Source organism: Parvibaculum sp. (assembly GCF_019635935.1).
Classification (GTDB): Bacteria; Pseudomonadota; Alphaproteobacteria; order Parvibaculales; family Parvibaculaceae; genus Parvibaculum.
Map to the genome: position 1 here is coordinate 2,920,034 of NZ_JAHBYN010000001.1, position 22,319 is coordinate 2,942,352.

The 22,319-nt window shown below is 64.7% G+C and carries 22 protein-coding genes; 13 read left to right on the forward strand and 9 right to left on the reverse strand.

Annotated elements, in window-relative coordinates:
* Positions 1-66: 66 nt before the first annotated feature.
* The 9 genes from KF719_RS14375 to KF719_RS14415 all read left to right on the forward strand — a co-directional run bounded on the left by KF719_RS14375 (position 67) and on the right by KF719_RS14415 (position 10,547).
* Entirely contained in the window at positions 67-1,833 is a 1,767-nt protein-coding gene (locus KF719_RS14375) for an acyl-CoA dehydrogenase (protein WP_293509439.1), read from the forward strand.
* Positions 1,833-3,272 carry a sodium/glutamate symporter gene (locus tag KF719_RS14380; RefSeq protein WP_293509440.1) on the forward strand — a complete coding sequence of 480 codons (1,440 nt, stop codon included), beginning with the start codon at positions 1,833-1,835 and terminating at the stop codon, positions 3,270-3,272. The genes KF719_RS14375 and KF719_RS14380 overlap by 1 nt, the downstream gene beginning before the upstream one ends.
* A gap of 75 nt (positions 3,273-3,347) precedes the next feature.
* Positions 3,348-4,406, forward strand: coding sequence for an MBL fold metallo-hydrolase (locus tag KF719_RS14385; protein ID WP_293509441.1), 1,059 nt, complete (start codon positions 3,348-3,350; stop codon positions 4,404-4,406).
* Positions 4,407-4,433: 27 nt separating this feature from the next.
* Positions 4,434-5,363, forward strand: coding sequence for a histone deacetylase family protein (locus tag KF719_RS14390; RefSeq protein WP_293509443.1), 930 nt, complete (start codon positions 4,434-4,436; stop codon positions 5,361-5,363).
* A gap of 23 nt (positions 5,364-5,386) precedes the next feature.
* Positions 5,387-5,647 carry an exodeoxyribonuclease VII small subunit gene (locus KF719_RS14395; RefSeq protein WP_293509444.1) on the forward strand — a complete coding sequence of 87 codons (261 nt, stop codon included), beginning with the start codon at positions 5,387-5,389 and terminating at the stop codon, positions 5,645-5,647.
* Positions 5,648-5,658: 11 nt separating this feature from the next.
* Complete coding sequence (locus tag KF719_RS14400) at positions 5,659-6,552, forward strand: polyprenyl synthetase family protein (protein WP_293509445.1); 894 nt, start codon at positions 5,659-5,661, stop codon at positions 6,550-6,552.
* A 62-nt stretch (positions 6,553-6,614) separates the two neighbouring features.
* A complete protein-coding gene (gene dxs, locus KF719_RS14405; RefSeq protein WP_293509447.1) occupies positions 6,615-8,555 on the forward strand; it encodes a 1-deoxy-D-xylulose-5-phosphate synthase in 1,941 nt (646 codons plus the stop codon).
* An 8-nt stretch (positions 8,556-8,563) separates the two neighbouring features.
* Positions 8,564-9,310 (forward strand): TlyA family RNA methyltransferase, encoded by a 747-nt coding sequence (locus KF719_RS14410; protein ID WP_293509449.1) that lies wholly within the window; start codon positions 8,564-8,566, stop codon positions 9,308-9,310.
* Entirely contained in the window at positions 9,300-10,547 is a 1,248-nt protein-coding gene (locus KF719_RS14415) for an RNA methyltransferase (protein WP_293509451.1), read from the forward strand. Before KF719_RS14410 ends, KF719_RS14415 begins: the two co-directional genes overlap by 11 nt.
* A gap of 9 nt (positions 10,548-10,556) precedes the next feature.
* On the opposite strand, the gene KF719_RS14420 is transcribed toward KF719_RS14415, so the two are convergent.
* The 6 genes from KF719_RS14420 to KF719_RS14445 form a co-directional block, all read right to left on the reverse strand.
* Entirely contained in the window at positions 10,557-11,087 is a 531-nt protein-coding gene (locus KF719_RS14420) for a hypothetical protein (protein WP_293509453.1), read from the reverse strand.
* Entirely contained in the window at positions 11,080-12,162 is a 1,083-nt protein-coding gene (gene aroC / locus KF719_RS14425) for a chorismate synthase (RefSeq protein WP_293509454.1), read from the reverse strand. The genes KF719_RS14420 and aroC overlap by 8 nt, the downstream gene beginning before the upstream one ends.
* 102 nt (positions 12,163-12,264) lie before the next feature.
* Positions 12,265-13,104, reverse strand: coding sequence for an enoyl-ACP reductase FabI (fabI, locus tag KF719_RS14430; protein ID WP_293509456.1), 840 nt, complete (start codon positions 13,102-13,104; stop codon positions 12,265-12,267).
* Positions 13,105-13,239: 135 nt separating this feature from the next.
* A complete protein-coding gene (locus tag KF719_RS14435) occupies positions 13,240-14,127 on the reverse strand; it encodes a DnaJ C-terminal domain-containing protein (protein WP_293509458.1) in 888 nt (295 codons plus the stop codon).
* A gap of 61 nt (positions 14,128-14,188) precedes the next feature.
* On the reverse strand, positions 14,189-14,896 hold the full coding sequence (locus KF719_RS14440; protein WP_293509459.1) for a tetratricopeptide repeat protein: 708 nt from the start codon (positions 14,894-14,896) through the stop codon (positions 14,189-14,191).
* 24 nt (positions 14,897-14,920) lie between these two features.
* A complete protein-coding gene (locus KF719_RS14445; RefSeq protein WP_293509460.1) occupies positions 14,921-15,406 on the reverse strand; it encodes an RT0821/Lpp0805 family surface protein in 486 nt (161 codons plus the stop codon).
* A gap of 188 nt (positions 15,407-15,594) precedes the next feature.
* Between KF719_RS14445 and pdxH the strand changes: the two genes are divergently transcribed.
* Genes pdxH through KF719_RS14465 form a run of 4 tightly spaced genes read left to right on the forward strand, consistent with a single transcriptional unit; the run spans position 15,595 to position 19,557 of the window.
* Positions 15,595-16,218, forward strand: a complete 624-nt coding sequence (gene pdxH, locus KF719_RS14450; protein WP_293509462.1) for a pyridoxamine 5'-phosphate oxidase — start codon at positions 15,595-15,597, stop codon at positions 16,216-16,218.
* A gap of 55 nt (positions 16,219-16,273) precedes the next feature.
* Complete coding sequence (locus tag KF719_RS14455; RefSeq protein ID WP_293509464.1) at positions 16,274-17,212, forward strand: cation diffusion facilitator family transporter; 939 nt, start codon at positions 16,274-16,276, stop codon at positions 17,210-17,212.
* Between the two features lie 7 nt (positions 17,213-17,219).
* Positions 17,220-18,791: a bifunctional aminoglycoside phosphotransferase/ATP-binding protein gene (locus KF719_RS14460; RefSeq protein WP_293509466.1), complete on the forward strand. Its 1,572-nt coding sequence runs from the start codon at positions 17,220-17,222 to the stop codon at positions 18,789-18,791.
* A 10-nt stretch (positions 18,792-18,801) separates the two neighbouring features.
* On the forward strand, positions 18,802-19,557 hold the full coding sequence (locus KF719_RS14465; RefSeq protein WP_293509467.1) for an SDR family oxidoreductase: 756 nt from the start codon (positions 18,802-18,804) through the stop codon (positions 19,555-19,557).
* Between the two features lie 12 nt (positions 19,558-19,569).
* Here KF719_RS14465 and KF719_RS14470 read toward each other — a convergent pair whose 3' ends face one another.
* From KF719_RS14470 to KF719_RS14480, 3 genes are all read right to left on the reverse strand, one after another.
* On the reverse strand, positions 19,570-19,986 hold the full coding sequence (locus KF719_RS14470; protein WP_293509469.1) for a hypothetical protein: 417 nt from the start codon (positions 19,984-19,986) through the stop codon (positions 19,570-19,572).
* The gene (locus tag KF719_RS14475) at positions 19,986-21,371 is read right to left on the reverse strand and encodes an aminotransferase (RefSeq protein WP_293509471.1); all 1,386 of its coding nucleotides are present in this window, start codon (positions 21,369-21,371) and stop codon (positions 19,986-19,988) included. The genes KF719_RS14470 and KF719_RS14475 overlap by 1 nt, the downstream gene beginning before the upstream one ends.
* A 76-nt stretch (positions 21,372-21,447) precedes the next feature.
* A complete protein-coding gene (locus tag KF719_RS14480) occupies positions 21,448-22,314 on the reverse strand; it encodes an HNH endonuclease (protein WP_293509472.1) in 867 nt (288 codons plus the stop codon).
* Positions 22,315-22,319 lie beyond the last annotated feature (5 nt).

Here is a 22,319-nt window from a genome sequence, read left to right on the forward strand (position 1 = left end):
GGAGAATACAGTAAAAGGCCGAAAAGCCACGCCGTTCCGTCACTTTCCGCCTTCCGAGGAGCCCCCATGACCTACCGCCCGCCCGTCCGCGACATGGCTTTCGCCTTGAACGAAGTCGCCGGCCTTTCGGCGCTGGCGGGCAAGGGCCCCTTTGCCGATCTCTCGCCGGAGCTTGTCGAAGCGGTGATGGAGGAGGGGGCCAGGCTCGCCGCCGAGGTGCTGGCGCCGCTCAACCGCTCGGGCGACGCCGAAGGCGCGAAGCTCGAAAAGTCAGGCGCCACAGTGCCTTCCGGCTTCGCCGCCGCCTATCGCCAATGGGTCGAAGGCGGCTGGGGCAGCCTCGCCGCGACGCCCGATTACGGCGGTCAGGGTCTCCCCGTGTCGCTCGCCGTCGCGATGCAGGAAATGTGGAATGCCGCCTGCATGTCCTTCGGGCTTTGCCCCATTCTCTCGCAAGGCGCCATCGAGGCGCTGACCGCGCATGGCACCGAGGAACAGAAGAAGCTCTACCTCGCCAAACTCATCTCCGGTGAATGGACCGGCACGATGAATTTGACGGAACCGCAAGCCGGTTCCGATCTCAACGCCTTGAAAACAAAAGCCGTTCCGCAAGGCGACGGCACCTACCGCATCACCGGCACCAAGATCTTCATCACCTATGGCGATCACGACATGACGGACAACATCGTCCATCTCGTGCTCGCGCGCCTGCCCGACGCGCCGGCCGGCACGAAGGGGATATCTCTCTTCCTCGTGCCGAAATTCCTTGTGAATGCAGACGGTTCGCTCGGCGCGCGCAACGATGCCCATTGCATTGGGCTGGAAGAAAAACTCGGCATTCATGGCAGCCCCACCTGCGTCATGTCCTTCGGCGAAAGAGGCGGCGCCGTCGGCACGCTGATCGGCGAGGAGAATCGCGGCCTTGCCTGCATGTTCACGATGATGAACAACGCCCGTCTGCTGGTCGGCACACAAGGCGTCGCAGTCGCCGAAGCGGCTTATCAGCACGCACTGGCTTACGCGAAAGAACGCAAGCAGGGCAGGCCTTTAGGCTCCACCCTCGCACCCGGCGACATGGCGCCGATCGTCGAACACCCGGACATTCGCCGCATGTTGATGACGATGAAATCCTCGACCGCCGCCGCCCGCGCCATCTGCTACGCAACCGGCGTCGCCATCGACACCGCCCATGCCGGCGAAACCGCGGAAATCCGCGCCGCCGCGCAAGCCCGCGCCGATCTGTTGACGCCGATTGCGAAATCCTTCTCGACCGACATCGGTTGCGAGGTCGCCTCGCTCGGCGTGCAAATTCACGGCGGCATGGGCTTCATCGAGGAAACCGGCGCTGCGCAATTCTTTCGCGACGCGCGCATCCTGCCGATCTACGAAGGCACCAACGGCATTCAGGCCATCGACCTCGTATCGCGAAAACTGCCGCTCGAAAATGGCTCGGTGGCACAAGGCTTTATCGCTGAAATGCGCGAGACGGCGGAAGCGGCGCGCCGTTCGAACGTGAAGACGCTGGGCGCGGTCGGCGCCGCGCTCGACGACGCCCTCGACGCGCTCGACAAGGCGACCGCCTGGATGCTCGTCCGCGTGAAATCGGCGCCCAATGACAGCCTCGCCGGCGCCTCGCCGTATTTGCGCCTCTTCGGCACGGTCGCCGGCGGCCACTATCTCGCGCAAGCCGCGCTGAAAACCGCGGACAGCGCGCGTCTCGCGCTGGCGGGCTTCTACGCCGCCAACATCCTGCCCGGCGCCCACGGCCTGCTGGGCCCTGCAACCTCGGGCGCCGAAAGCCTTTTCGCCCTCACCGCCGACGAGCTTTCCTGATGTTGACCGACTTCGGAACGATCTCGGCCGCGCTCGCCATCGTCTGGGTGATGCTGATCGTTTCGAAATATCTGCGCTGGCGTCTCGCCGTTCTCGCGCGGCTTTTCATTCCGGGCTCGGTGATCGCCGGCTTTATTCTGATGTTCGCGGGCCCTGAAGTCGCCGGCGCGATTTTCGACGGCGAAACGCGCTTCGGTTCGCTTGTTCCCGAAGACGTCTACGGCATCTGGCGCGAACTTCCGGCGCTGCTGATCAACGTTGTTTTTGCAGGACTTTTTCTCGGCAAGATCATTCCGGGCCCCGGCCAGATCTGGCGCCGCGCCGGCCCCGTCATCGCCTATGGCCAGGCCATCGCCTGGGGACAATATGTCGTCGGCATCGGCCTTGTCGTCGCGCTGCTGACGCCTTTCTACGCAACGCCGCCCGTTGCCGGCGCGCTGATCGAGATTTCCTTCGAGGGCGGTCACGGCACGGCGGCCGGCCTCGGCCCCACTTTCGAGCATGTCGATTTCGCCGCCGGCACCGATCTCGCGCTCGGCCTTGCGACCATCGGCCTTGTCGGTTCGGTGCTGATCGGCCTTGTGCTGATCAACTGGGCGGCACGCCGCGGCCTCGTCGATCCGTCCGGCATCCGCGCGCCGACGCCCGCACTTCACCCCGACCCGCCGGCCGACACGACCGAACAGCTCGCCGCGCGCCCCGCGACCACCGACGCCGCCCAGCCCATCGATCCGATGTCGCTGCATCTGGGGCTCTTCGCGCTCGCCATCGCCATCGGCTGGGGTCTGCACAGATTGTTGATCTTGCTGGAAGAAAGCACATGGGGCGGCGAGGGCGGCACGACGGTACTTGCCTATCTGCCGCTCTTTCCGCTGGCGATGCTCGGCGGCGTCGCGGTGCAGATCGTCGTCAGCCGCTATATCGGCATGGGCCTCGTCGACCGCGCGCTGGTCAACCGCATTTCGGGCGCCGCCCTCGACATCCTGATCGTCGCGGCGCTGGCGACGCTGTCGCTGTCGGCGATTCACGAAAATCTCGGTCCCTTCGTCTGGCTGGCGCTAGGCGGCATTGCCTGGAATGTCTTTGCGCTTCTGGTGCTCGCGCCGCGCATGCTGGGGCCGGACTGGTTCGCGCAAGGCATTCCGCATTTCGGTCAGGCGATGGGCATGACGGTGAGCGGCTTGATGCTCTTCCGCATCGCCGACCCGGAAAACCGTTCGGGCGGGCTTGAGAATTTTGGCTACAAGCAGCTCTTTTTTGCGCCCATCGTCGGCGGCGGCTTGTTCACGGCGGCGGCCATGCCGCTGATTTTCGCCTTCGGCCCCTGGCCGGTGCTGATATTGACGAGTCTGTTGCTCGCCATCTGGATTCGCGTCGGATACCGCCTCGCCCGCAAGGATGCCGCAGCGTCGGCCGAGCAGGGGCTGGGCCCCGTTTGACCTCACGCGCCCCTGCGCCTATCACGGGAAGGGCCGCCCCGGCCTCTCGGCGGCGGCACCGTATGAGAGTCCCGAATGTCCGATATTTCGCAAGCGACCATCGAAAGCGCCGGTCTCCGCTATCCCTTCGAGCGGCGGGTGCCGGGTCCGGCCGAAATCATCGAGGTCGCGCCGGGCATTTCATGGGTCCGCATGCCGCTGCCCTTCCAGCTCGACCACATCAATCTCTGGCTGATCGAGGGCGATGAAGGCTGGACCGTGGTCGACACCGGCGTCTCGACCGACGAGGTCAAAGCCTTGTGGCGTCAGGTCTTTCAGTCGGGCCTCAAGGGAAAGCCGGTCACCGGTCTCGTCGTCACCCATCTCCATCCCGATCATGTCGGCCTTGCCGGCTGGTTCACGCGCAAATGGGGCGTCGAGCTCCAGATGTCGCGCACCGATTTCCTGATGTGCAAGACGCTGGTCCTCGACACTGGCCGCGAAGCGCCGAAGGAAGCGCTGGATTTCTACCGTGCGGCGGGCTTCAGCCAGCGCGGCATCGACAGCTATGCGGCGCGTTTCGGCGGCTTCGGAAAAAATGTCTCGCGCATGCCCGACATTTTCCGCCGCCTGCGCGAAGGCGACGAACTGACGATCGGCGGCCGCGTCTGGCGCGTCGTCATCGGTTCGGGCCACGCGCCCGAGCATGTTTGCCTCTATTGCGAGGAAGCGAAGGTCCTGATTTCGGGCGATCAGGTGCTGCCGCGCATTTCATCGAATGTCAGCGTCCATCCGACCGAGGCTTACGAAAACCCGCTCGAAGACTGGATCGAAAGCTGCAAGCGCCTGCGCCGCAACCTGCCGGACGATTTGCTGGTGCTGCCGGCGCATAACGAACCCTTTTACGGACTGCACACGCGCCTGACGCAACTGATCGACGGCCATGAAGAAGGGCTGGAGAAGCTGCTAAATATGCTCGACGAGCCGAAACGCGCCATCGACGTCTTTTCGGCCCTCTTCAAGCGCAAGATCGGCGCCGAAGTCTTCTTCATGGCGACCGGCGAAAGCCTCGCCCATCTGAATTGCCTGCTCGGCCGCGGCCTTGCGACCGTTGCCCGCGACGACAAGGGCGTCAATTGGTACCGCCGCGCCTGAGCGAGTCACATGCTATAATTGTTATTGATGACCACGCTTCTCGTCACCCATTCCGCCTGTCTCGAGCATGAGACGCCGCCGGGCCATCCCGAATGCGTCGAGCGCCTGCGCGCAGTGCTGGGCGCGCTGGAGGCCGAGGAATTCGCGCTGCTGGCGCGCGACGAGGCGCCCCGCGCCGCCCATGAACAAATTGCCCGCGTTCACCCGGCCGCGCATATCGAACGCATCGAAAATGGCGCGCCGGCCGAGGGTTTCCGCCGCATCGATGCCGACACCGCGATGTCGCCGGGTTCGGCCGAGGCAGCTTTCCGCGCCGCCGGTGCGGTGGTTCACGCGGTTGACGAGGTGATGGCGGGCCGCGTCCGCAACGCCTTCTGCGCCGTGCGCCCGCCCGGACACCATGCCGAGCCTGAAACCGCGATGGGCTTCTGCCTCTTCAACAACATCGCCATCGGCGCGCAGCATGCCCGCGCGGCGCATGACTGCGCGCGCGTCGCGGTGGTCGATTTCGACGTCCATCACGGCAACGGCACGCAAGCCGCCTTCGAAACCGATCCCGCGCTCTTCTACGCCTCGACGCATCAATGGCCGCTCTATCCCGGCACCGGCCGCGCCGGCGAACACGGCCTCGGCAACATCCTGAACCGCACCCTGCCGCCCGGCGCCGGATCGGATGAATTTCGCGCCGCCATGACCGGCGCCGTCCTGCCGTCGCTTGAACAATTCCGCCCCGATTTCATCTTCATTTCGGCGGGTTTCGATGCGCATATGGCCGATCCGCTCGCCAATCTGCGCCTGACCGAGGAAGATTTCGGCTGGGCGACCGGCGAACTGGTCAAGCTCGCCGGCAAGCTCTGCGGCGGCCGCGTTGTCTCGGCGCTTGAGGGCGGTTATGACTTGGGGGCGCTCGCCGCGAGCACCCGCGCGCATGTTCGGGCCCTGATGCTGGCCGCCTGACAAATCCCGGAGGAAAGACGCCCATGTCCGCTGCCAAGGCCGACGCACACAAGGACATCGACAAGCTGAGCTTCGAGGAAGCGCTGGCTCAACTCGAAAAGATCGTCGGCCAGCTTGAATCCGGCGAAGCGCCGCTCGAAAAATCGATCGATCTTTACGAGCGCGGCACGGCGTTGAAAGCCCATTGCGAGGCGCGGCTGAAGGCGGCGGAGGCGAAAGTCGAGAAAATCACGCTTTCGGCCAATGGCGAGCCTTCGGGCGCCGCCCCGCTCGACATCGACTGAGCGCGCAGCCCATGGCCGCTTCCCCCTTCGATCATGCGCTGGCCGACCATGCAAGCGATGTCGAGACGATGCTCGACCGGTTGTTGCCGCGCGTCGAGGGTCCGGAAAGCCGCCTTGCCGAAGCCATGCGCTACGCGGCGCTCGGCGGCGGCAAGCGTTTCCGCCCTTTTCTGGTGACGCAGAGCGCCCGGCTTTTCGGTGTGAATTCCGAATCCGCATTGCGCGCCGCGGCGGCTGCCGAGTGCGTCCACATTTATTCGCTGGTCCATGACGACATGCCCTGCATGGACGACGACGAGATGCGTCATGGAAGGCCGGCGGTCCACAAGGCCTTCGACGAGGCGACAGCCATGCTGGCCGGCGATGCGCTGCTGACGCTCGCCTTCGAGATCGTCGCCGACCCCGCGACCCATGAACGCGCCCGCGTCCGCATCGAAATGGTGCGGCGTCTCGCCGCGGCGGCGGGCGCCCGCGGCATGGTGGGCGGCCAGATGATCGACCTCGCAAGCGAGGGCCAGCCGCTCGACATCGGTGCCATCACACGGCTTCAGCATCTGAAGACCGGTGCGCTGATTGCGTTCTGCTGCGAGGCGGGCGCCGTGCTGGGGCGCGCATCGGCCGACGTCGAGAAAGCGCTCCATGCCTATGCCCACGATATGGGCCTCGCCTACCAGATCGCCGACGACCTGCTGGATGCCGAGGGCGATCCCGCGCTGATGGGCAAGAGCACGGGCAAGGACGCCGCCGCCGGCAAGGCGACCTTCGTCTCGATTCTGGGTGCCGACCGGGCTCGGGCGCAGGCCCGCATGCTCGCCGATCAGGCGGTCCAACATCTTGATTTATTTGACGAAAGAGCCGACCTTTTGCGTCAGGCGGCGCATTTCGTTATAACGCGCCGCAACTGAGAGCCGCCCCGCATCGCCGGCTCCGGACATTCGTATCTGGCCCTTGCCGGCCGAGGTGAGCGTTGACCAGCAAACCCGCGACCCCACTACTTGACCGGGTGAACAGCCCGGCCGATCTGCGCGCCTTCCCCGAAAGCGATCTGCGCCGGATCGCCGACGAATTGCGCGCCGAAATGATCGACGCCGTGTCGGTGACAGGCGGCCACCTGGGCGCGGGTCTCGGCGTCGTCGAACTCACCGTCGCGCTGCATCACGTGTTCAACACGCCCGAAGACCGCATCGTCTGGGACGTCGGTCATCAGGCCTATCCGCACAAGATCCTGACCGGCCGCCGCGACCGCATTCGCACCTTGCGTCAGGGCGGCGGTTTGTCGGGCTTCACCAAGCGCGACGAGAGCGAATACGACCCCTTCGGCGCTGCCCATTCCTCGACCTCGATTTCGGCCGGCCTCGGCATGGCGGTCGCGCGCGATCTCAAGGGCGGCACCAACAATGTCGTCGCGGTCATCGGCGATGGCGCAATGTCGGCCGGCATGGCCTACGAGGCGATGAACAATGCCGGCTCGATGGACAGCCGCTTGATCATCATTCTCAACGACAACGACATGTCGATTGCCCCGCCGGTCGGCGCGATGAGCGCCTATCTGGCGCGGTTGCTGTCAGGCGGCGCCTACCGCTCAATGAGACATCTCGCCAAGCAACTGGCGCAACTCCTGCCGAAGCGGCTGGAGGAAAGCGCTCGCCGCGCCGAGGAATATGCGCGCGGCATGGCGATGGGCGGCACATTGTTCGAGGAACTGGGCTGCTACTATGTCGGCCCCATCGACGGCCACAATTTCGATCACCTGTTGCCGGTGCTGAAAAACGTGCGCGATGCGGGCGAAGGCCCAATCCTCGTTCATGTCGTGACGCAGAAGGGCAAGGGCTACGCGCCCGCCGAGGCCGCCGACGACAAATATCACGGCGTTTCGAAATTCGACGTCATCACCGGCGCGCAGGCGAAATCGACCGCCAACGCACCGAGCTACACCAAGGTATTCGCGCAAAGCCTGATCGCCCATGCCGAGCGCGACGACAGGATTGTCGCCATCACGGCGGCGATGCCGTCGGGCACAGGGCTCGATCTCTTCGGCCAGCGCTTCCCGGCGCGCACCTTCGATGTCGGCATCGCCGAGCAGCATGCGGTGACTTTCGCGGCGGGTCTTGCGAGCGAAGGTTTCAAGCCCTTTGCGGCCATCTATTCGACATTCCTGCAGCGTGCCTACGACCAGGTGGTGCACGACGTGGCGATCCAGCGCCTGCCGGTGCGCTTTGCCATCGACCGCGCCGGGCTTGTCGGCGCCGATGGGCCGACCCATGCCGGCGCCTTCGATGTCGCCTATCTTTCCTGCTTGCCGGGCTTTGTCGTCATGGCGGCGGCCGACGAACTCGAACTGATGCACATGGTGGCGACGGCGGCAGAAATCGACGACCGGCCATCGGCTTTCCGCTATCCGCGCGGCGAGGGCATCGGGCTCGAATTGCCGGAAATCGGCACGCCCCTCGAAATCGGCAAAGGCCGCATCCTGCGCGAAGGCACGAAGGTTGCGATCCTCTCCTTTGGCACGCGGCTTCAGGAGGCGCTGAAGGCCGCCGATCAGCTTGCCGCGATGGGCCTGACCGCGACGGTCGCCGATGCGCGCTTCGCCAAACCGCTGGACGAGGAACTGGTCGCGCGTCTTGCCCGCGAACACGAAGTGCTGATCACGCTTGAGGAAGGCGCGGCCGGGGGCTTCGGCAGCCATGTGCTCGATTTTCTGGCGCGTTCCGGCGCGCTCGACCGCGGCTTGAAAGTGCGTCCGATGGCATTGCCTGACATTTTCATCGATCACGACAAGCCTGAAAAGATGTACGACACGGCGCATCTCAATGCGCCGCAGATCGTCGAAACGGCGCTGATGGCGTTGGGGCTCGAGCGGCAAATCGCGGAAATCGCGCCGAAGCCCTTGCCGAAACTCGTCTGAGAAATTCGATGAGCAGCGAGAAACGCCGCCTCGATCTTGTGCTGGTCGAACGCGGCCTGGCCCCGACGCGCGCCCGCGCGCAAGGCGCGATCCGCGCCGGCCATGTGCGTGTCGGCGGCAGGCCGGCGGCAAAGCCCGCCGATCTTGTGGACGCGGCCGACGAAATCGAACTGATGGCGCCCGAGCACCCCTTTGTGTCGCGCGGTGCGCTCAAGCTGCGGCATGCGCTCGACCGTTTCGGCCTCGACCCCGCCGGCCGGACCTGTCTCGATCTCGGGGCATCGACCGGCGGCTTCACACAAGTCCTGCTGCAGCATGGCGCGGCATCCGTCGTCGCGGTCGATGTCGGGCACGGACAATTGGCGCCGGAAATTGCGAGCGATACCCGCATCCGGGCGATTGAAGGAATGAATGTGAAGGACCTGACGCGTGCGATCGTGCCCGAACGCATCGAATTCATCGTTGCCGATCTGAGCTTCATCGGCCTTGCCAAGGCGCTGCCTGCGGCGCTGGCGCTGGCCGAGCCCGGCGCGCCGCTCGTCGCCCTCATCAAGCCGCAATTCGAGGTCGGGCCTGAAAATGTCGGCAAGGGCGGCATCGTCCGTGACGCCGCGCTGCACGAAAAAGTCTGCGACGGCATTTCGCGCTGGCTGGAAAATGAAATGAATTGGCGCGTGCTTGGCATCGTGCCGAGCCCGATCGAGGGCGGCGACGGCAACCGGGAATTCCTGCTGGCGGCCTGCCATGACCGCTGAAATCGAGGTCGAAGTCGCCACGCTTGGCGCGCAAGGCGACGGCGTTGCCGAAACGCCGGCGGGTCCGCTCTTCGTGCCCTATGTGCTGCAGGGCGAGCGCGTCCGCATTCTGCCGGAAGGCGAGGGAAGGGCAACGCTTGTTTCGGTTCTCGAAGCGTCGCCCGACCGTGTGACGCCGCCATGCCCGCATTTCACGGTCTGCGGCGGTTGCGCGCTCCAGCACATGGCGCCGCAAGCTTATGCCGTATGGAAACATGCGCAGGTCGAGGCGGCGCTTCGCCCGCGGGGCGTTGTAGCTGACATCGAGACTTTGATTCCGGCGAGGCCGCGGAGTCGGCGTCGGGCGTCCTTTGCCGCGACGCGGAGCCGCAAGACGCTGACGCTCGGCTATCACGGCAAGGCCAGTCATAACATTGTTCCCGTATCGGAATGCCCGCTCGTCGTGCCGGAAATCGAGCGCGCACTTCCGGCGCTCGCGACGCTGATCGGCCATGGCCTGTCGCGCAGCGCCCACGCCTCCATGCTGGTGACGGCATCCGCAAGCGGGCTCGATGTGGCGGTGAGCGGGGGTAAAACGCTCGACGGGCCGTTGCGCGCCGAACTGGCAAAGCAGACAGCGATCGCCGATCTCGCGCGGCTGACATGGGACGGCGATGTCGTTGCCGAGCGCCGTGCGCCGCTTGTCGACCTCTCCGGCCTGAGCGTTGCCCCGCCGCCCGGCGCATTCCTGCAACCGACGCTCGACGGCGAGAAGGCGCTGGTCGCCTTGGTGCGCGAAGCGGTCGGCGGTGCGGTGCGGATTGCCGATCTCTTCGCCGGCTGCGGCACCTTTGCGGCGGCACTGGCGCCGCGCGCCGCCGTTCATGCGGTCGAAAGCGAAGCCGCGTCGCTGGCGGCGCTCGCGCGCGCGGCCCGCGAGCAGGGACCGTCGCTGCGCTTCAAGCCGTTGACGACCGAAATTCGCGATCTGATGCGCCGGCCGTTGCTCGCCGTCGAAATGAAATCCTTTGACGCCGTGATCTTCGATCCGCCCCGCGCGGGTGCGGCGGCGCAATGCGCGGAACTGGCGAAATCCACCGTGCCGATCGTCGTCGGCGTTTCATGCAACCCGGCGACATTCGCGCGCGATGCTCGCACTTTGATCGATGGCGGCTACCGGTTGGCGCGCCTGACGCCGGTGGACCAGTTTCTCTGGTCGCCCCACATCGAACTGGTCGGCGTTTTTTTGAAAGGCTGAGCGGCCGGTCTAGATGGCGCGGCCGAGATATTGAACAATAGCGGCGCGTACCACTTCGGGCTTCGCGTCGAGCGTGCTGAGCTTGACGGTGATCTGCTGCGGGCCGGTGACACGCCAGCAACGATACATTGCGCGCCGCAACGGATGAACCTTCGCCGCATCGTCGACGGCCGTTTCAAGCGGGCGCCGCAGCTCGATCCGCAAATCGGCATTGCGGATCGCGCGCAGGTAGCGATCGACGATTTCGACGCTTGCAATCGCGTTCCACGGCAGGCGCCCGAGCCGCTCGACGACGAGACCGGACGGAGAAATTTCCATCGCCCGGCGGTCGCGCCCGACAAAGGGCCAGTGATAGAGCGCGACGCCAAGTACGGCGAGCGCCCCGATCGTCGCGAGCGCCGGCGTTCGCGTGATCGCATACAAGATCAGGACACCGGCGATCAGGATACCGCCATAGACGATGCCCTCGCCCTTTTCCTTGGCATAATTGGCCGTCAGCACAGCCGGCGGAACGGCGGCCGGCCGTTGCGCGTCACGCACCGTTCTGACCCCGGTGTCTCAGAAGATGATCGGCCAGCACACATGCCATCATCGCCTCGCCGACCGGCACGGCGCGGATGCCGACGCAGGGATCGTGGCGGCCCTTGGTGACGATTTCGGTCTCCTCGCCCGCAGGCGTCACGGTCTTGCGTGGGGCCAGGATCGACGATGTCGGCTTCACGGCGAAGCGCGCAACGATGTCCTGTCCGGTCGAGATGCCGCCCAGAACGCCGCCGGCATGATTGGACGTGAAAAGCGGGCCGTTGTTTCCGGCGCGCATTTCATCGGCATTCTCTTCGCCCGAAAGTGCGGCAGCCGCAAAGCCGTCGCCGATCTCGACTCCCTTGACCGCGTTGATGCTCATCATCGCGGCGGCAAGATCGGCGTCGAGTTTGCCATAGATCGGCGCGCCGAGACCTGCAGGTGCGCCCGAGGCGACAATCTCGATCACGGCGCCGCAGGATGAACCCTGCTTGCGCACGCCGTCGAGATAGTCTTCCCACTGCGCGGCCGCCTTCGCGTCCGGACACCAGAAGGGATTGCGCTCGGTTTCGGCCCAGTCCCAATTGGCGCGGTCGATTTTATGCGGCCCCATCTGCACCAGCGCACCGCGAATTGAAACGCCGGGCAGCACTGCGCGCGCGACCGCGCCGGCCGCCACGCGGGCCGCCGTTTCGCGCGCCGAGGAACGCCCGCCACCGCGATAGTCGCGAATACCGTATTTCGTGAGATAGGTGAAATCGGCATGGCCGGGCCGGAATTTTTCGGCGATGTCGCCATAGTCCTTCGAGCGCTGGTCGACATTCTCGATCAACAGCGAAATCGGCGTGCCGGTCGTCAGTTCGATGCCGTCCTCGACAAAGGTGCCGGACAGAATTTTGACCGCGTCGGGCTCGCGGCGCTGGGTCGTGAAGCGCGATTGCCCCGGCCGCCGGCGGTCGAGCCAGTGCTGGATATCCTCGGCCTTCAGCGCAAGGCGCGGCGGCGTGCCGTCGACCACGCAGCCAAGCGCCGGCCCGTGGCTCTCGCCCCAGGTCGTCACGCGAAAAAGATGACCGAACGTATTGTGCGACATGGCTCCGAAATGCGAACCCCGGCGGGGCCGCCCTTGTAACTGGTCAGGAGACGCGCACGGCCGGTCCGGGCAGGTCTCCAAAGCGAACCATACAGGAGAAGTTCAGACGATGCTCATGTCCGGCGCGTCTTCGGCCTTCATGCCGATGACGTTGTAGCCCGCATCGACATAATGGACCCCGCCGGTGACGCCCGAACCGAGATCGGAAAGCAGGTAGAGGCCGGTCTTGCCGACTTCGTCGATCGTCACCGTGCGCTTCATCGGCGCGTTGAGCTCGTTCCATTTGAGGATGTAACGGAAGTCGCCGATGCCGGAAGCCGCGAGCGTCTTGATCGGCCCGGCCGAGATCGCATTGACGCGGATATTGTTGCGCCCGAGATCGACCGCCAGATAGCGCACGCTCGCCTCGAGAGCCGCCTTGGCGACGCCCATCACGTTGTAGTGCGGGATGACCTTCTCCGCGCCGTAATAGGTGAGCGTGACGAGCGAGCCGCCATCGGTCATCAGCGGTTCGGCGCGGCGGCACAGCGCCGTGAACGAATAACAGGAGATCGCGAGGCTCGCGGTGAAATTATCGAACGTGGTATCGACATAGCGCCCGTCGAGTTCGTCCTTGTTGGCATAGGCGATCGCGTGGACGAGAAAGTCGAGCTTGCCCCATTCCTTCGACAACCGTTCGAAAACGGCGTCCATGCTGGCGGCGTCGGTGACGTCGCACGGCATGACCATGTTCGACCCGACCGATTCCGCCAGCGGCACGACGCGCTTCTGCAGCGCCTCGCCCTGATAGGTGAAAGCCAGCTCCGCGCCCTGGTCGGCGCAAGCCTTGGCGATACCCCAGGCGATCGACCGGTTGTTGGCGACACCCATGATAAGGCCGCGCTTGCCCGCCATCAGGCCGCCCTTGAGGGTCGCGCCTGCGATGCTGGTGGCTTCGTTCATCGGGTCCCCGTCTCTTGCTTTTTCGTCTGGCCGAAAATCGTCGCGCATCCTACACAAAACCCTATACCGGTCGAACAAAAAAGCCCGGAATTCGGCCATGCCGCCGGTTCACGATTCATGTCTAATCATGTCGGCTCAGGAATCGGAAAAATCCTTGCGTGGATTGTGCTTAGCCCCTGCCGTCCATGTTGCCGCGAAGTCGCGGAGGGCCTCATCGGTAGCCTCGGGCAGCACGATCTCCAGCGTCACATACTGATCTCCCGGCGCACCGCCCTCGACGGCAATGCCACGGCCCTTCAGGCGGAGCCTTGTGCCCGCATTGGCGCCGGCGGGGATCGTCAGCGAGACAGGCCCGGAGACGGTGGGTGCGTCGATCCGTGCGCCGAGCACCGCTTCTGGAAGGCTGACCGGCAAGGTGAGGTGAATGTCATGACCCTCGCGCCGGAAACGGGGGTGCGGTTCGACGGCAACGGTAACGAGCGCGTCGCCGGCGTCCGCACCGCCATGCCCCGCGTCGCCCTGTCCGCGCAGCCTGATCTGCTGTCCCTCGTCGATGCCCGCCGGAACATTGACCTCTAGCGTCTTGCCGCCATCGAGACGCACACGCTTGCGGACGCCGTTGGCCGCTTCGAGAAAACTCACACTCAGCCGGTAGCCCCGGTCGTTGCCGCGCGCACGAAAGACACGCTTGCCGGCGCTGCGAATACCTTCGAAAAGTTCGGAGAAGATGTCTTCCGACGGTGCAGGTTCGGCCGCGCCGCGCCGCATCGTTTCCTCGAAGACCGGCGCGCGCGCGGCGCCTGCCGCGGCACGCCGTTCGGCCTCGAAGCGCCGTCGCGCGGCTTCGTCCTTGAGCTGATTGTAAGCCGCCGTCACTTCCTGGAAGCGGGCCTGCTGGCGCCCGGCATTGCCTTCGCTCTGGGCATCGGGGTGCAGACGTTTGGCGAGACGCCGATAGGCAGCCTTGACCTCCGCGTTGCCCGCGTCCCGCGCAAGCCCAAGAATTTCGTAAGGATCGCGCACGGCGCCCGTTTCTCCACCCAGGTGAAACCGGAAGAATAGCCGCCGCCGCGATACGAATTGGTTAAGGGTTGGCGGCGTTGTCGAGCCGGTCGAGCTCGGCCGCGGGCGGCGCGGGCGCCCGCGCCTCAAGCGCCGCATCGGCCTCCGTTGGCGGTGTCGGACCCGGCAGGTGCGGCACCAGAACCGCCAGCCGGTCGAGCGCGCCGGCATGCCCGCTGCGCGCGGCCAGCGTGTACCAGGCAAGGGCGCGGGCCGGATCTTCCTCGACGCCGAGTCCGCGCTCATACATCACGCCGAGATTGTAGCGCGCCACCGGAACGCCGGCGACGGCGGCGGCATGAAACCAGAACGACGCTTTCCTGTAATCCTGTGGAATGCCGTCGCCATCGAGATACATGAAGGCCGAATTGATTTGCGAGGCGACGAGCCCGGCGCGGCCGGAGCGTTCGTAGAAATAGAGGGCGCGCTCGGGATTCCGGTCGACGCCTTTTCCCTGCCGCAGCAACGTCGCGACATTGCGCATTGCCGCGAGATCGTCACGCTGCGCCAGCGGCAGCCATATCTCGAATGCTTTTTGAAAATCTCCGGCGTCATAGGCGGCGACGCCTTCGTCGAAACGGTCACTATCGGCGCGCGTGACGCTCCGGCTTTGCTCGATCCGGTCGCGAACCGTCGTGCCCGGTCCTTGCGCCGCAGCTGCCTGTGGCCATGCAAGCCATATTGCCAGAACGACAAGGGCCGGAATTCGGGCGGGCCGAAGTTCGATCATGGACTTCGCCCCGCCCCCGAAAAATCAGTTCCGGATTTGCCATGAACCGTCAGGCTGACGACAAGCGGTTCCGTAGGCCTGTTCGCTCCGCCCGCCGACATTGATTGTCTGCGTGTATTCGCGGCAGGTCACGTTTCCCGACTGGTAGGCGGCTTGCGGTGTCACCGAGCCGTAATGGCCGGAGTCCGGATTGCGCCACTGCACCGCCTGGCCCGAGCGCCCGGTTTCGAGCGCGTTATAGGTTGTCTGTCCCATATAGGCCTGGTCGGCGCGGTCGAGCGATTTGCCGATCTCGCTGCCGATCAGGGCGCCGAGCAGCACGCCGGCGCCGGTGGCCCAAAGCCGTCCCGTGCCGCCGCCGATGGCCTGACCCGCGAGGCCGCCCGCGACCGCGCCACCGACGGTGCCGATTGTTTGTTTCGTGCCGGCGCCGCCAAAGCCGCCTTGCTGATCGCAGGCCGCGAGTGCCAGCGCCACGGCACCGATGGCAATTCCCTTGACGAATTTCATCTCATTCCATCCTGTGGTTTTGGTCGAAAGACCGCCATACTTTCGGTCTGGAGCGGAAAATTCCATTTCCGGAACCATATAAGAACAGAGGTATATAAGACACCGATTGTGGCAAGAATGGAGCATTCGGCGGTCCGGCGGCCAGAAACAGACTTTCCGCGGCGATAAGGTCGAAACAGGGCATCTCGATGAGCGACAGCACGACAACGGCGGACGGCGCCGAAATTTTTACCTCCGACGACCCGGTCGCGCTATTTCGCGAATGGATGGAACTGGCGCGCGCGAAGGAGCCGGAAGACGCCAACGCAATGGCGCTGGCAACCGCCGACAAATCGGGTCTACCCGATGTGCGCATGGTGCTGTTGAAAGACGTCGATGCGCGCGGCTTTGTTTTCTATACCAATCTCGAAAGCGACAAGGGCCGTGAGCTTGCCGAGAATTCGCAGGCCGCCATCTGTTTTCACTGGAAGAGTTTGCGCCGGCAGGTGCGTGTGCGCGGGTCCGTGAACCCTGTCAGCGATGAGGAGGCAGATGCCTATTTCGCCACGCGCGCCCGCGACAGCCAGATCGGCGCCTGGGCGTCGCGGCAGTCGCGGCCGCTCGAAACCCGCTTCGAGCTTGAGCGCGAAGTGGCGAAGTTCGTTGCCAAATTCGGAATCGGCAAGGTGCCGCGGCCGCCGCACTGGTCCGGTTTCCGGATCGTCCCTGTACGGATCGAATTCTGGCGCGACCGGCCTTTCCGCTTGCACGACCGGCTGGTTTTCGAGCGCGAAAGCGGGGATAAGTGGCGTCAGAAGAGGCTTTTTCCGTGAGACTGTCATCGTACTGTCAAAAAACTGTCACAAGTGACCGGCGACGGACCTTGCGATGACGGCCGGACCCGCGCAAAAAAAACTTATCCCCGATTCGGCCGCCCATAACGGACGGCTGATGCGCCGCGCGACCTATGCGGCGGTCGCGGTCGCCGTCACGCTGGTCTCGATCAAGGCGGTTGCCTTCTGGATGACCGGTTCGATCGCGATGCTCGGCACGCTGTTCGACTCGTTGCTCGACGGCGCGGCCTCGCTTCTGAACCTGTTTGCCGTGCGCCATTCGCTGACGCCGGCCGACCGCGAGCATCGTTTCGGACATGGCAAGGCAGAAGCCCTGGCCGGGCTCGGACAGTCGTTCTTCATCTTTGCATCCGCCGGATATATCACCGTGGCGGCCGTCTTGCGGCTCGTCGAGCCGGTGCCGGTCGCGCAATCCGAAATCGGCATCGCGGTGACGGTGTTCGCGATCGTCGTGACGCTCGGCCTTGTCGCCTATCAGCGCCATGTGGTGCGGCAGACCAACTCGCTCGCCATCGAGGCGGACTCGATCCACTACCGCGGCGACTTGATGATGAACTTGTCGGTCATCGCGGCGCTGCTGCTGTCGGGCGTCTTCGGCCTGCATCGCGCCGACCCGCTTTTCGGCATCGTGATCGCGGGCCTGATCGCCTGGAGCGCGGCGAAGATCGTGATTGCGGCGCTCAACCAGCTGATGGACCGCGAACTTTCGGAGACCGAGCGCGATCGCATCCGGGAAATCGCGATGGCGCATCCCGAAGTCGTCAACCTGCACGATTTGCGCACCCGCGCCTCGGGCACGCAGAGCTTCATCCAGTTTCACCTCGAAATGGATGGCGCGATGACGCTGATGGACGCGCACAGGGTCGCCGACGAGGTGGAGCGCGAGATCATGGCGGAATTTCCGGGCTCCGAGGTCATCGTCCATCAGGATCCCGCCGGCGTCGAAATGCCGACTCGCCTCGAGCGGACGTGAGGCAGGTTTGACCGACGAAACGGACAGGGCGACGATCGACTTCCTTTCGCGGCCCGAAAGCTACGGATTGCCGCCGGAGACGCCGGTCGAGCATGTCGAAACGCATATCTCGCATGTCTTTCTCGCCGGCGCGCGCGCCTTCAAGCTGAAAAAGCCGGTGCGCTTCACATTTCTCGATTTCTCGGATGTCGAAAAACGCCGCGCGGCTTGCGAATCCGAAGTCGCGCTCAACCGCCGCACGGCGCCCGAAATCTATCTCGGTGTCGTGGCGCTGCGGCGCGTGGGCCACGGGCTTTGCCTCGGCGGCGATGCGGGCGCGGTTGCCGACTGGCTGGTCGAGATGCGGCGCTTCAAGGCCGAAGGGTTGCTGGCGACGATGGCCGATGAGGGGCGGTTGCCGCTGCCGCTGGTCGAGCGTCTTGCCGCCGACGTGGCGCGCTTCCACCGCGCGGCGGAAGTGAGGCACGATGCCGGCGGCGGCGCGGGATTTCGAGAAATCGTTGCCGGCAACAGGGCCGACATGGAGCCCCATATCGGCCCGGTGTTCGAGGCAGGCCGCGTCGCCGAAGTGGATGAGGTCTGCCGCGCGCTGATCGAAAGCCGCCATGCGCTGATGGATGCGCGGCGCGACGCCGGCTGGGTGCGCCATTGCCACGGCGACCTTCATCTCGGCAACGTCACCGAAATCGACGGACGCCCGGTCATTTTCGACTGCATCGAATTCAACGACCGCTTTGCCCGCATTGATGTGCTGTACGATCTGGCCTTCCTGCTGATGGATTTGAGTTTTCGCGCCCGCGCCGACAGCCGCCTTGCGGCGCATGCCAGCCGCGCGCTCAACGTCTGGCTCGATCATCTGAACGAGGCCGAAATCGAGGCGGCGCTTGAAGGGCTGGCGCTGCTGCCACTCTTCATCGGCACCCGCGCCGTCATTCGCGCCAAGGTGGCGGCCGCGCAAGAGGAAGTCGCGAAGGCGCGCGCCCATCTCGATTTTGCCGCCACGGTACTGAAACCGCCGCGGCCGCGCCTTGTCGCCGTGGGCGGCCTGTCGGGCACTGGCAAGTCGACGCTGGCAAAGGCGCTGGCGCCGTCGCTCGGCGGCGCGGCCGGCGCCGTGCATCTGCGGACCGACATTATCCGCAAGCGGATGTTCGGCGTCGAACCGCTCGACCGGTTGCCCGACGCGGCCTATGCGCCGGGCGCCGGAGACCGGGTCTATTCGGAAATGCTGCGCCAGGCGCGGATTGCGCTCGAAGCGGGGCAGGGCGTGCTGCTGGACGCGGTGTTCGCGCGCCCCGAGGAGCGGCAGGCGGCGGCGCGGCTCGCCGCCGGTCTCGGCGTTTCCTTCGCCGGGCTCTGGCTCGACGCCGCCCCGGACGTGCTCGAAGCGCGGGTCGCGGCGCGCGAGAAGGAAGGCCGCGACCCGTCGGATGCCGGCGTCGAGGTGCTGCGCCGACAACTGACCTACGACCTCGGGGTCATGGACTGGCAAAAGGTCGACGCCTCGGGCAGCGCCGCAGAAACGCTCGAAAGGGCCGCGAAAGCCTGCGGCCATGACAAACCGGGCGGCAGGGCCTAGATTGCCGCCCATGACACAGATCGAGAATTCGGAACGCAGGACGCTGATCCTGACCGGCGCGAGCCGGGGCATCGGGCACGCGACGGTGAAGCGCTTCTCAAGCGCGGGCTGGCGCGTCATCACCTGTTCGCGCCACCCCTTCCCCGAGGACTGCCCCTGGGAGGCGGGCCCGGAGGATCACATTCAGGTCGACCTCGCCGACCCGAAAAACACCGAAGACGCCATCGCCGAAATGCGCGTACGCCTGAAAGACCAGGGCAGCCGCCTGCACGCGCTGGTCAACAATGCGGCGATCTCGCCCAAGGGGCCGGGCGGGGCGCGGCTCGGCGTCTTCGAGACCGGGCTCGACGTCTGGACGCAGGTCTTCCAGGTCAATTTCTTTGCCTCCGCCATGCTGGCGCGCGGCCTTGTGGCGGAACTGAAGGCGGCGCAGGGATCGGTCGTCAATGTGACGTCGATCGCCGGCGAGCGCGTGCATCCCTTTGCCGGCACCGCCTATGGCACCTCGAAGGCGGCGCTGGCGGCGCTGACGCGCGAAATGGCCGCCGAGTTCGGCCGCATCGGCGTCCGCGTCAACGCCATTGCGCCCGGCGAAATCGACACCGCGATATTGTCGCCCGGCACCGAAAAGATCGTCGCCGAAATCCCGATGCGCCGCCTCGGCACGCCGGAAGAAGTGGCCAAGACGATCTATTTTCTGTGCACGGATCAGTCGAGCTACGTCAACGGCGCCGAAATCCAGATCAATGGCGGCCAGCACGTTTGAGGCGCGGCGCAATCACCCCGTGAAAATCACCGCGCTCTGGCTGTCGCAGTAGCGGGCGTTCTCGTCCACCGTGAATGTCGAGGCGATGTAGCCGGTGGCGCCTTCGAAGATGCCGCTGCCGCCGTCGATGCGGCGGATGACGCAGCCTTGCTGGATGTCGGGTTCTTCGGTTTCCTCGATGAAGCCTTCGCCGCGCGACACATAGCGCAGCGTGCCGACGCCGAAGCGGATTTCGCCCGTCTCGGTGAAGCCGCCATATTCATCCGTCTCGACACTGGCATTGAGCGAGGCCGACGAACCGTTCTGGCGCAACACATCGTCGACGCCGGCCGGGATCGGTGCCGTCGCCTCGATCGTCATTTGCGCCCCCATGTCGTCGTCCGGCGCGACCTTGCCCTCGAAGGTCAGTTGATAGCGAAGCTCGGGCATCAGGCGGCGCGCAGGCCTTCCTTGCCGACCCGCGCCTCCACATCGTCGAGCGCCTTTTCGATGGCGGCGAAGATCGCGTCGATCTGTTCGGCGGTCACGATCAGCGGCGGGCAGAAGGCGACGATGTCGCCGGCAAGCGGCCGCACGATGAGGCCGTGCTTCTGTGCGGCGGCAACGACCGCGGCGCCGATGCCGAGGCTCGCATCGAAGCTCTTTTTCGACGCCTTGTCGGCGACGAGTTCGAGCGCGCCGATGAGACCCGACGCGCGCGCATGGCCGACCAGCGGATGATCGGCGAGACGCGCGAAATGCGCGGCGAAACGCGGCGCGACATCGCGCACATGGCCGACAATGTTGCGCTTCTCGTAAATCTCCAGCGTCTTGGCGGCCACCGCCGCGCCCACGGGATGCGCGGTATAGGTGAAGCCGTGGCCGAAGGTGCCGATCTTTTTGCTCTCGTCGATCATCGCCTGGTACATCTCCTCGCCCACCGTCACGGCGGCGATGGGGAAATAGGCCGATGACAGGGCTTTCGCGACCGAGATCGAATCCGGCTTCATGCCGAAAGTCTGCGAGCCGAACATGTTGCCGGTGCGGCCGAAGCCGCAAATGACCTCGTCGGCGATGAAATAGATGTCGTATTTTTTCAGCACCGCCTGGATTTTCTCGAAATAGCCGGCCGGCGGAATGACGACGCCGCCCGCGCCCATGATCGGTTCGGCGATGAAGGCGGCAACCGTGTCGGGGTCCTCGCGGATGATCATCTCTTCAAGGTTCTTGGCGAGTCGCGTCGTGAACTCGTCTTCGGTTTCGCCGGGCTCGGCATAGCGGTAGTAATGCGGGCAGTCGGCGTGGAGGACGCCCGAAATCGGCAGGTCGAAATCGCGGTGATTGGCGGGAAGGCCGGTCAGCGAGGCCGACGCGACCGTGACGCCGTGATAGCCGCGGATGCGAGAAATGAATTTCTTCTTCTTTGGGCGCCCCAGCGCATTGTTGTAATACCAGACGAGCTTCACCTGCTGGTCGTTGGCTTCCGAGCCCGAGCCGCAGAAAAGAACCTTCGAGGCCGCATGCGGCGCGATGGCCTTGAGGCGCTCGGCCGCTTCCGCCGCGCGCTCATGGCTCTTGCCGCCGAAAACATGCGTGAAGGGAAGCTGCGCATATTGCTCGGTCGCCGCCGCGATCAGCTCCTTGTCGTTATAGCCGAGCGAGGTGCACCAGAGCCCGGCCAGCCCCTCGATATATTTGTTGCCCTCATTGTCGAAGACATAAACGCCCTCGCCGCGCTCCAGGATCATGGGGCCTGAGGAACGGAACGTGTCGAGATTGGTGTAGGGATGGATCACCGTCTCGATGTCGCGAACGGCGGCGTTGGACAGGCTCATCGGGGAGCTCCTCGGATTATTTTGTGCGGTTTGGCGGGCATCATGGGAGGGGAAGGCGGAGGTGTCAAAGGGGTGTTTAACGACTGTAGAATGTTGAGATCAGAACAGATAGATTGTGCGCGATTTCGTCCCGACGTTCTCCCAAATGTGCCTCTCTGTGGTGGTTGCCGCAAAGGGCGACAACGTTCCTTGGTTGGTCTAGACCACCTTGAGATAGCGGGATGATATGATGGGTCTCAAGGTAGAGGCGGCCATCAGGCATTCGAAAGCCTGGCTCATTGCAAAATTCGCAATGGCCGGCAGCACGGCCAAGCGCGCTACTTCTTACGGCCCCACTTCTCTTGAATGACCGAGTTATAGCCTTACGCCGCTCGGGATCGGATGACTGAGTGTCATCGTGCAACGAGAACTGATCCACGTAGAGCGGGTGAGCACCAGATTGCTGACCACGCGTAATAACACAATCACCGGTCGTGTCGTCGTAGCTCTCAACGTACCAAGGCTCCGAATCTAGATATCTCAAGGCAATTTTGGAAGATTCAGCCTCCGGGTCTGAAATATCTTCTTTGCTGCCTTCTATGAATATAACCCTGACCAGAAGGTGCTGTTGGTAAGCAATTCGCACAGCGTCTCTGAACGCGCGTGCTCGCGATAACCTTAGATGCCGGCGCGGATTTGCTTCGAAGTTGGCGAGCCAATCGTTGAGGTTAAACGCCTGATATATTTTGTCGTCTTTTTCTTCTAACTCGTCGTACCACAAGAACAGGACGACTGCGTTGCCCGGATCAACAAATGACCAGTTTGAGCGATACTTGGCATTTGTCTGAGGATTTGTCGGATCGGTTGCAGACGCCGCCCAATCGCGTACATCCAACCCAGCAGCTTCAACCAAATCGTAGACTCGGAAATGTTGTTTTGGCTTCAAATCCTCTAGCTTCGCCATGATTA

Excerpts from the sequence above, each read along its gene's own strand:
- KF719_RS14375 (WP_293509439.1), top strand. The coding sequence starts at position 67 with ATGACCTACCGCCCGCCCGTCCGCGACATGGCTTTCGCCTTGAACGAA.
- KF719_RS14380 (WP_293509440.1), top strand. The coding sequence starts at position 1,833 with ATGTTGACCGACTTCGGAACGATCTCGGCCGCGCTCGCCATCGTCTGG.
- KF719_RS14385 (WP_293509441.1), top strand. The coding sequence starts at position 3,348 with ATGTCCGATATTTCGCAAGCGACCATCGAAAGCGCCGGTCTCCGCTAT.
- KF719_RS14390 (WP_293509443.1), top strand. The coding sequence starts at position 4,434 with ATGACCACGCTTCTCGTCACCCATTCCGCCTGTCTCGAGCATGAGACG.
- KF719_RS14395 (WP_293509444.1), top strand. The coding sequence starts at position 5,387 with ATGTCCGCTGCCAAGGCCGACGCACACAAGGACATCGACAAGCTGAGC.
- KF719_RS14400 (WP_293509445.1), top strand. The coding sequence starts at position 5,659 with ATGGCCGCTTCCCCCTTCGATCATGCGCTGGCCGACCATGCAAGCGAT.
- KF719_RS14410 (WP_293509449.1), top strand. The coding sequence starts at position 8,564 with ATGAGCAGCGAGAAACGCCGCCTCGATCTTGTGCTGGTCGAACGCGGC.
- KF719_RS14415 (WP_293509451.1), top strand. The coding sequence starts at position 9,300 with ATGACCGCTGAAATCGAGGTCGAAGTCGCCACGCTTGGCGCGCAAGGC.
- aroC (WP_293509454.1), bottom strand. The coding sequence starts at position 12,162 with ATGTCGCACAATACGTTCGGTCATCTTTTTCGCGTGACGACCTGGGGC.
- fabI (WP_293509456.1), bottom strand. The coding sequence starts at position 13,104 with ATGAACGAAGCCACCAGCATCGCAGGCGCGACCCTCAAGGGCGGCCTG.
- KF719_RS14440 (WP_293509459.1), bottom strand. The coding sequence starts at position 14,896 with ATGATCGAACTTCGGCCCGCCCGAATTCCGGCCCTTGTCGTTCTGGCA.
- KF719_RS14445 (WP_293509460.1), bottom strand. The coding sequence starts at position 15,406 with ATGAAATTCGTCAAGGGAATTGCCATCGGTGCCGTGGCGCTGGCACTC.
- pdxH (WP_293509462.1), top strand. The coding sequence starts at position 15,595 with ATGAGCGACAGCACGACAACGGCGGACGGCGCCGAAATTTTTACCTCC.
- KF719_RS14455 (WP_293509464.1), top strand. The coding sequence starts at position 16,274 with ATGACGGCCGGACCCGCGCAAAAAAAACTTATCCCCGATTCGGCCGCC.
- KF719_RS14465 (WP_293509467.1), top strand. The coding sequence starts at position 18,802 with ATGACACAGATCGAGAATTCGGAACGCAGGACGCTGATCCTGACCGGC.
- KF719_RS14470 (WP_293509469.1), bottom strand. The coding sequence starts at position 19,986 with ATGCCCGAGCTTCGCTATCAACTGACCTTCGAGGGCAAGGTCGCGCCG.
- KF719_RS14475 (WP_293509471.1), bottom strand. The coding sequence starts at position 21,371 with ATGAGCCTGTCCAACGCCGCCGTTCGCGACATCGAGACGGTGATCCAT.
- KF719_RS14480 (WP_293509472.1), bottom strand. The coding sequence starts at position 22,314 with ATGGCGAAGCTAGAGGATTTGAAGCCAAAACAACATTTCCGAGTCTAC.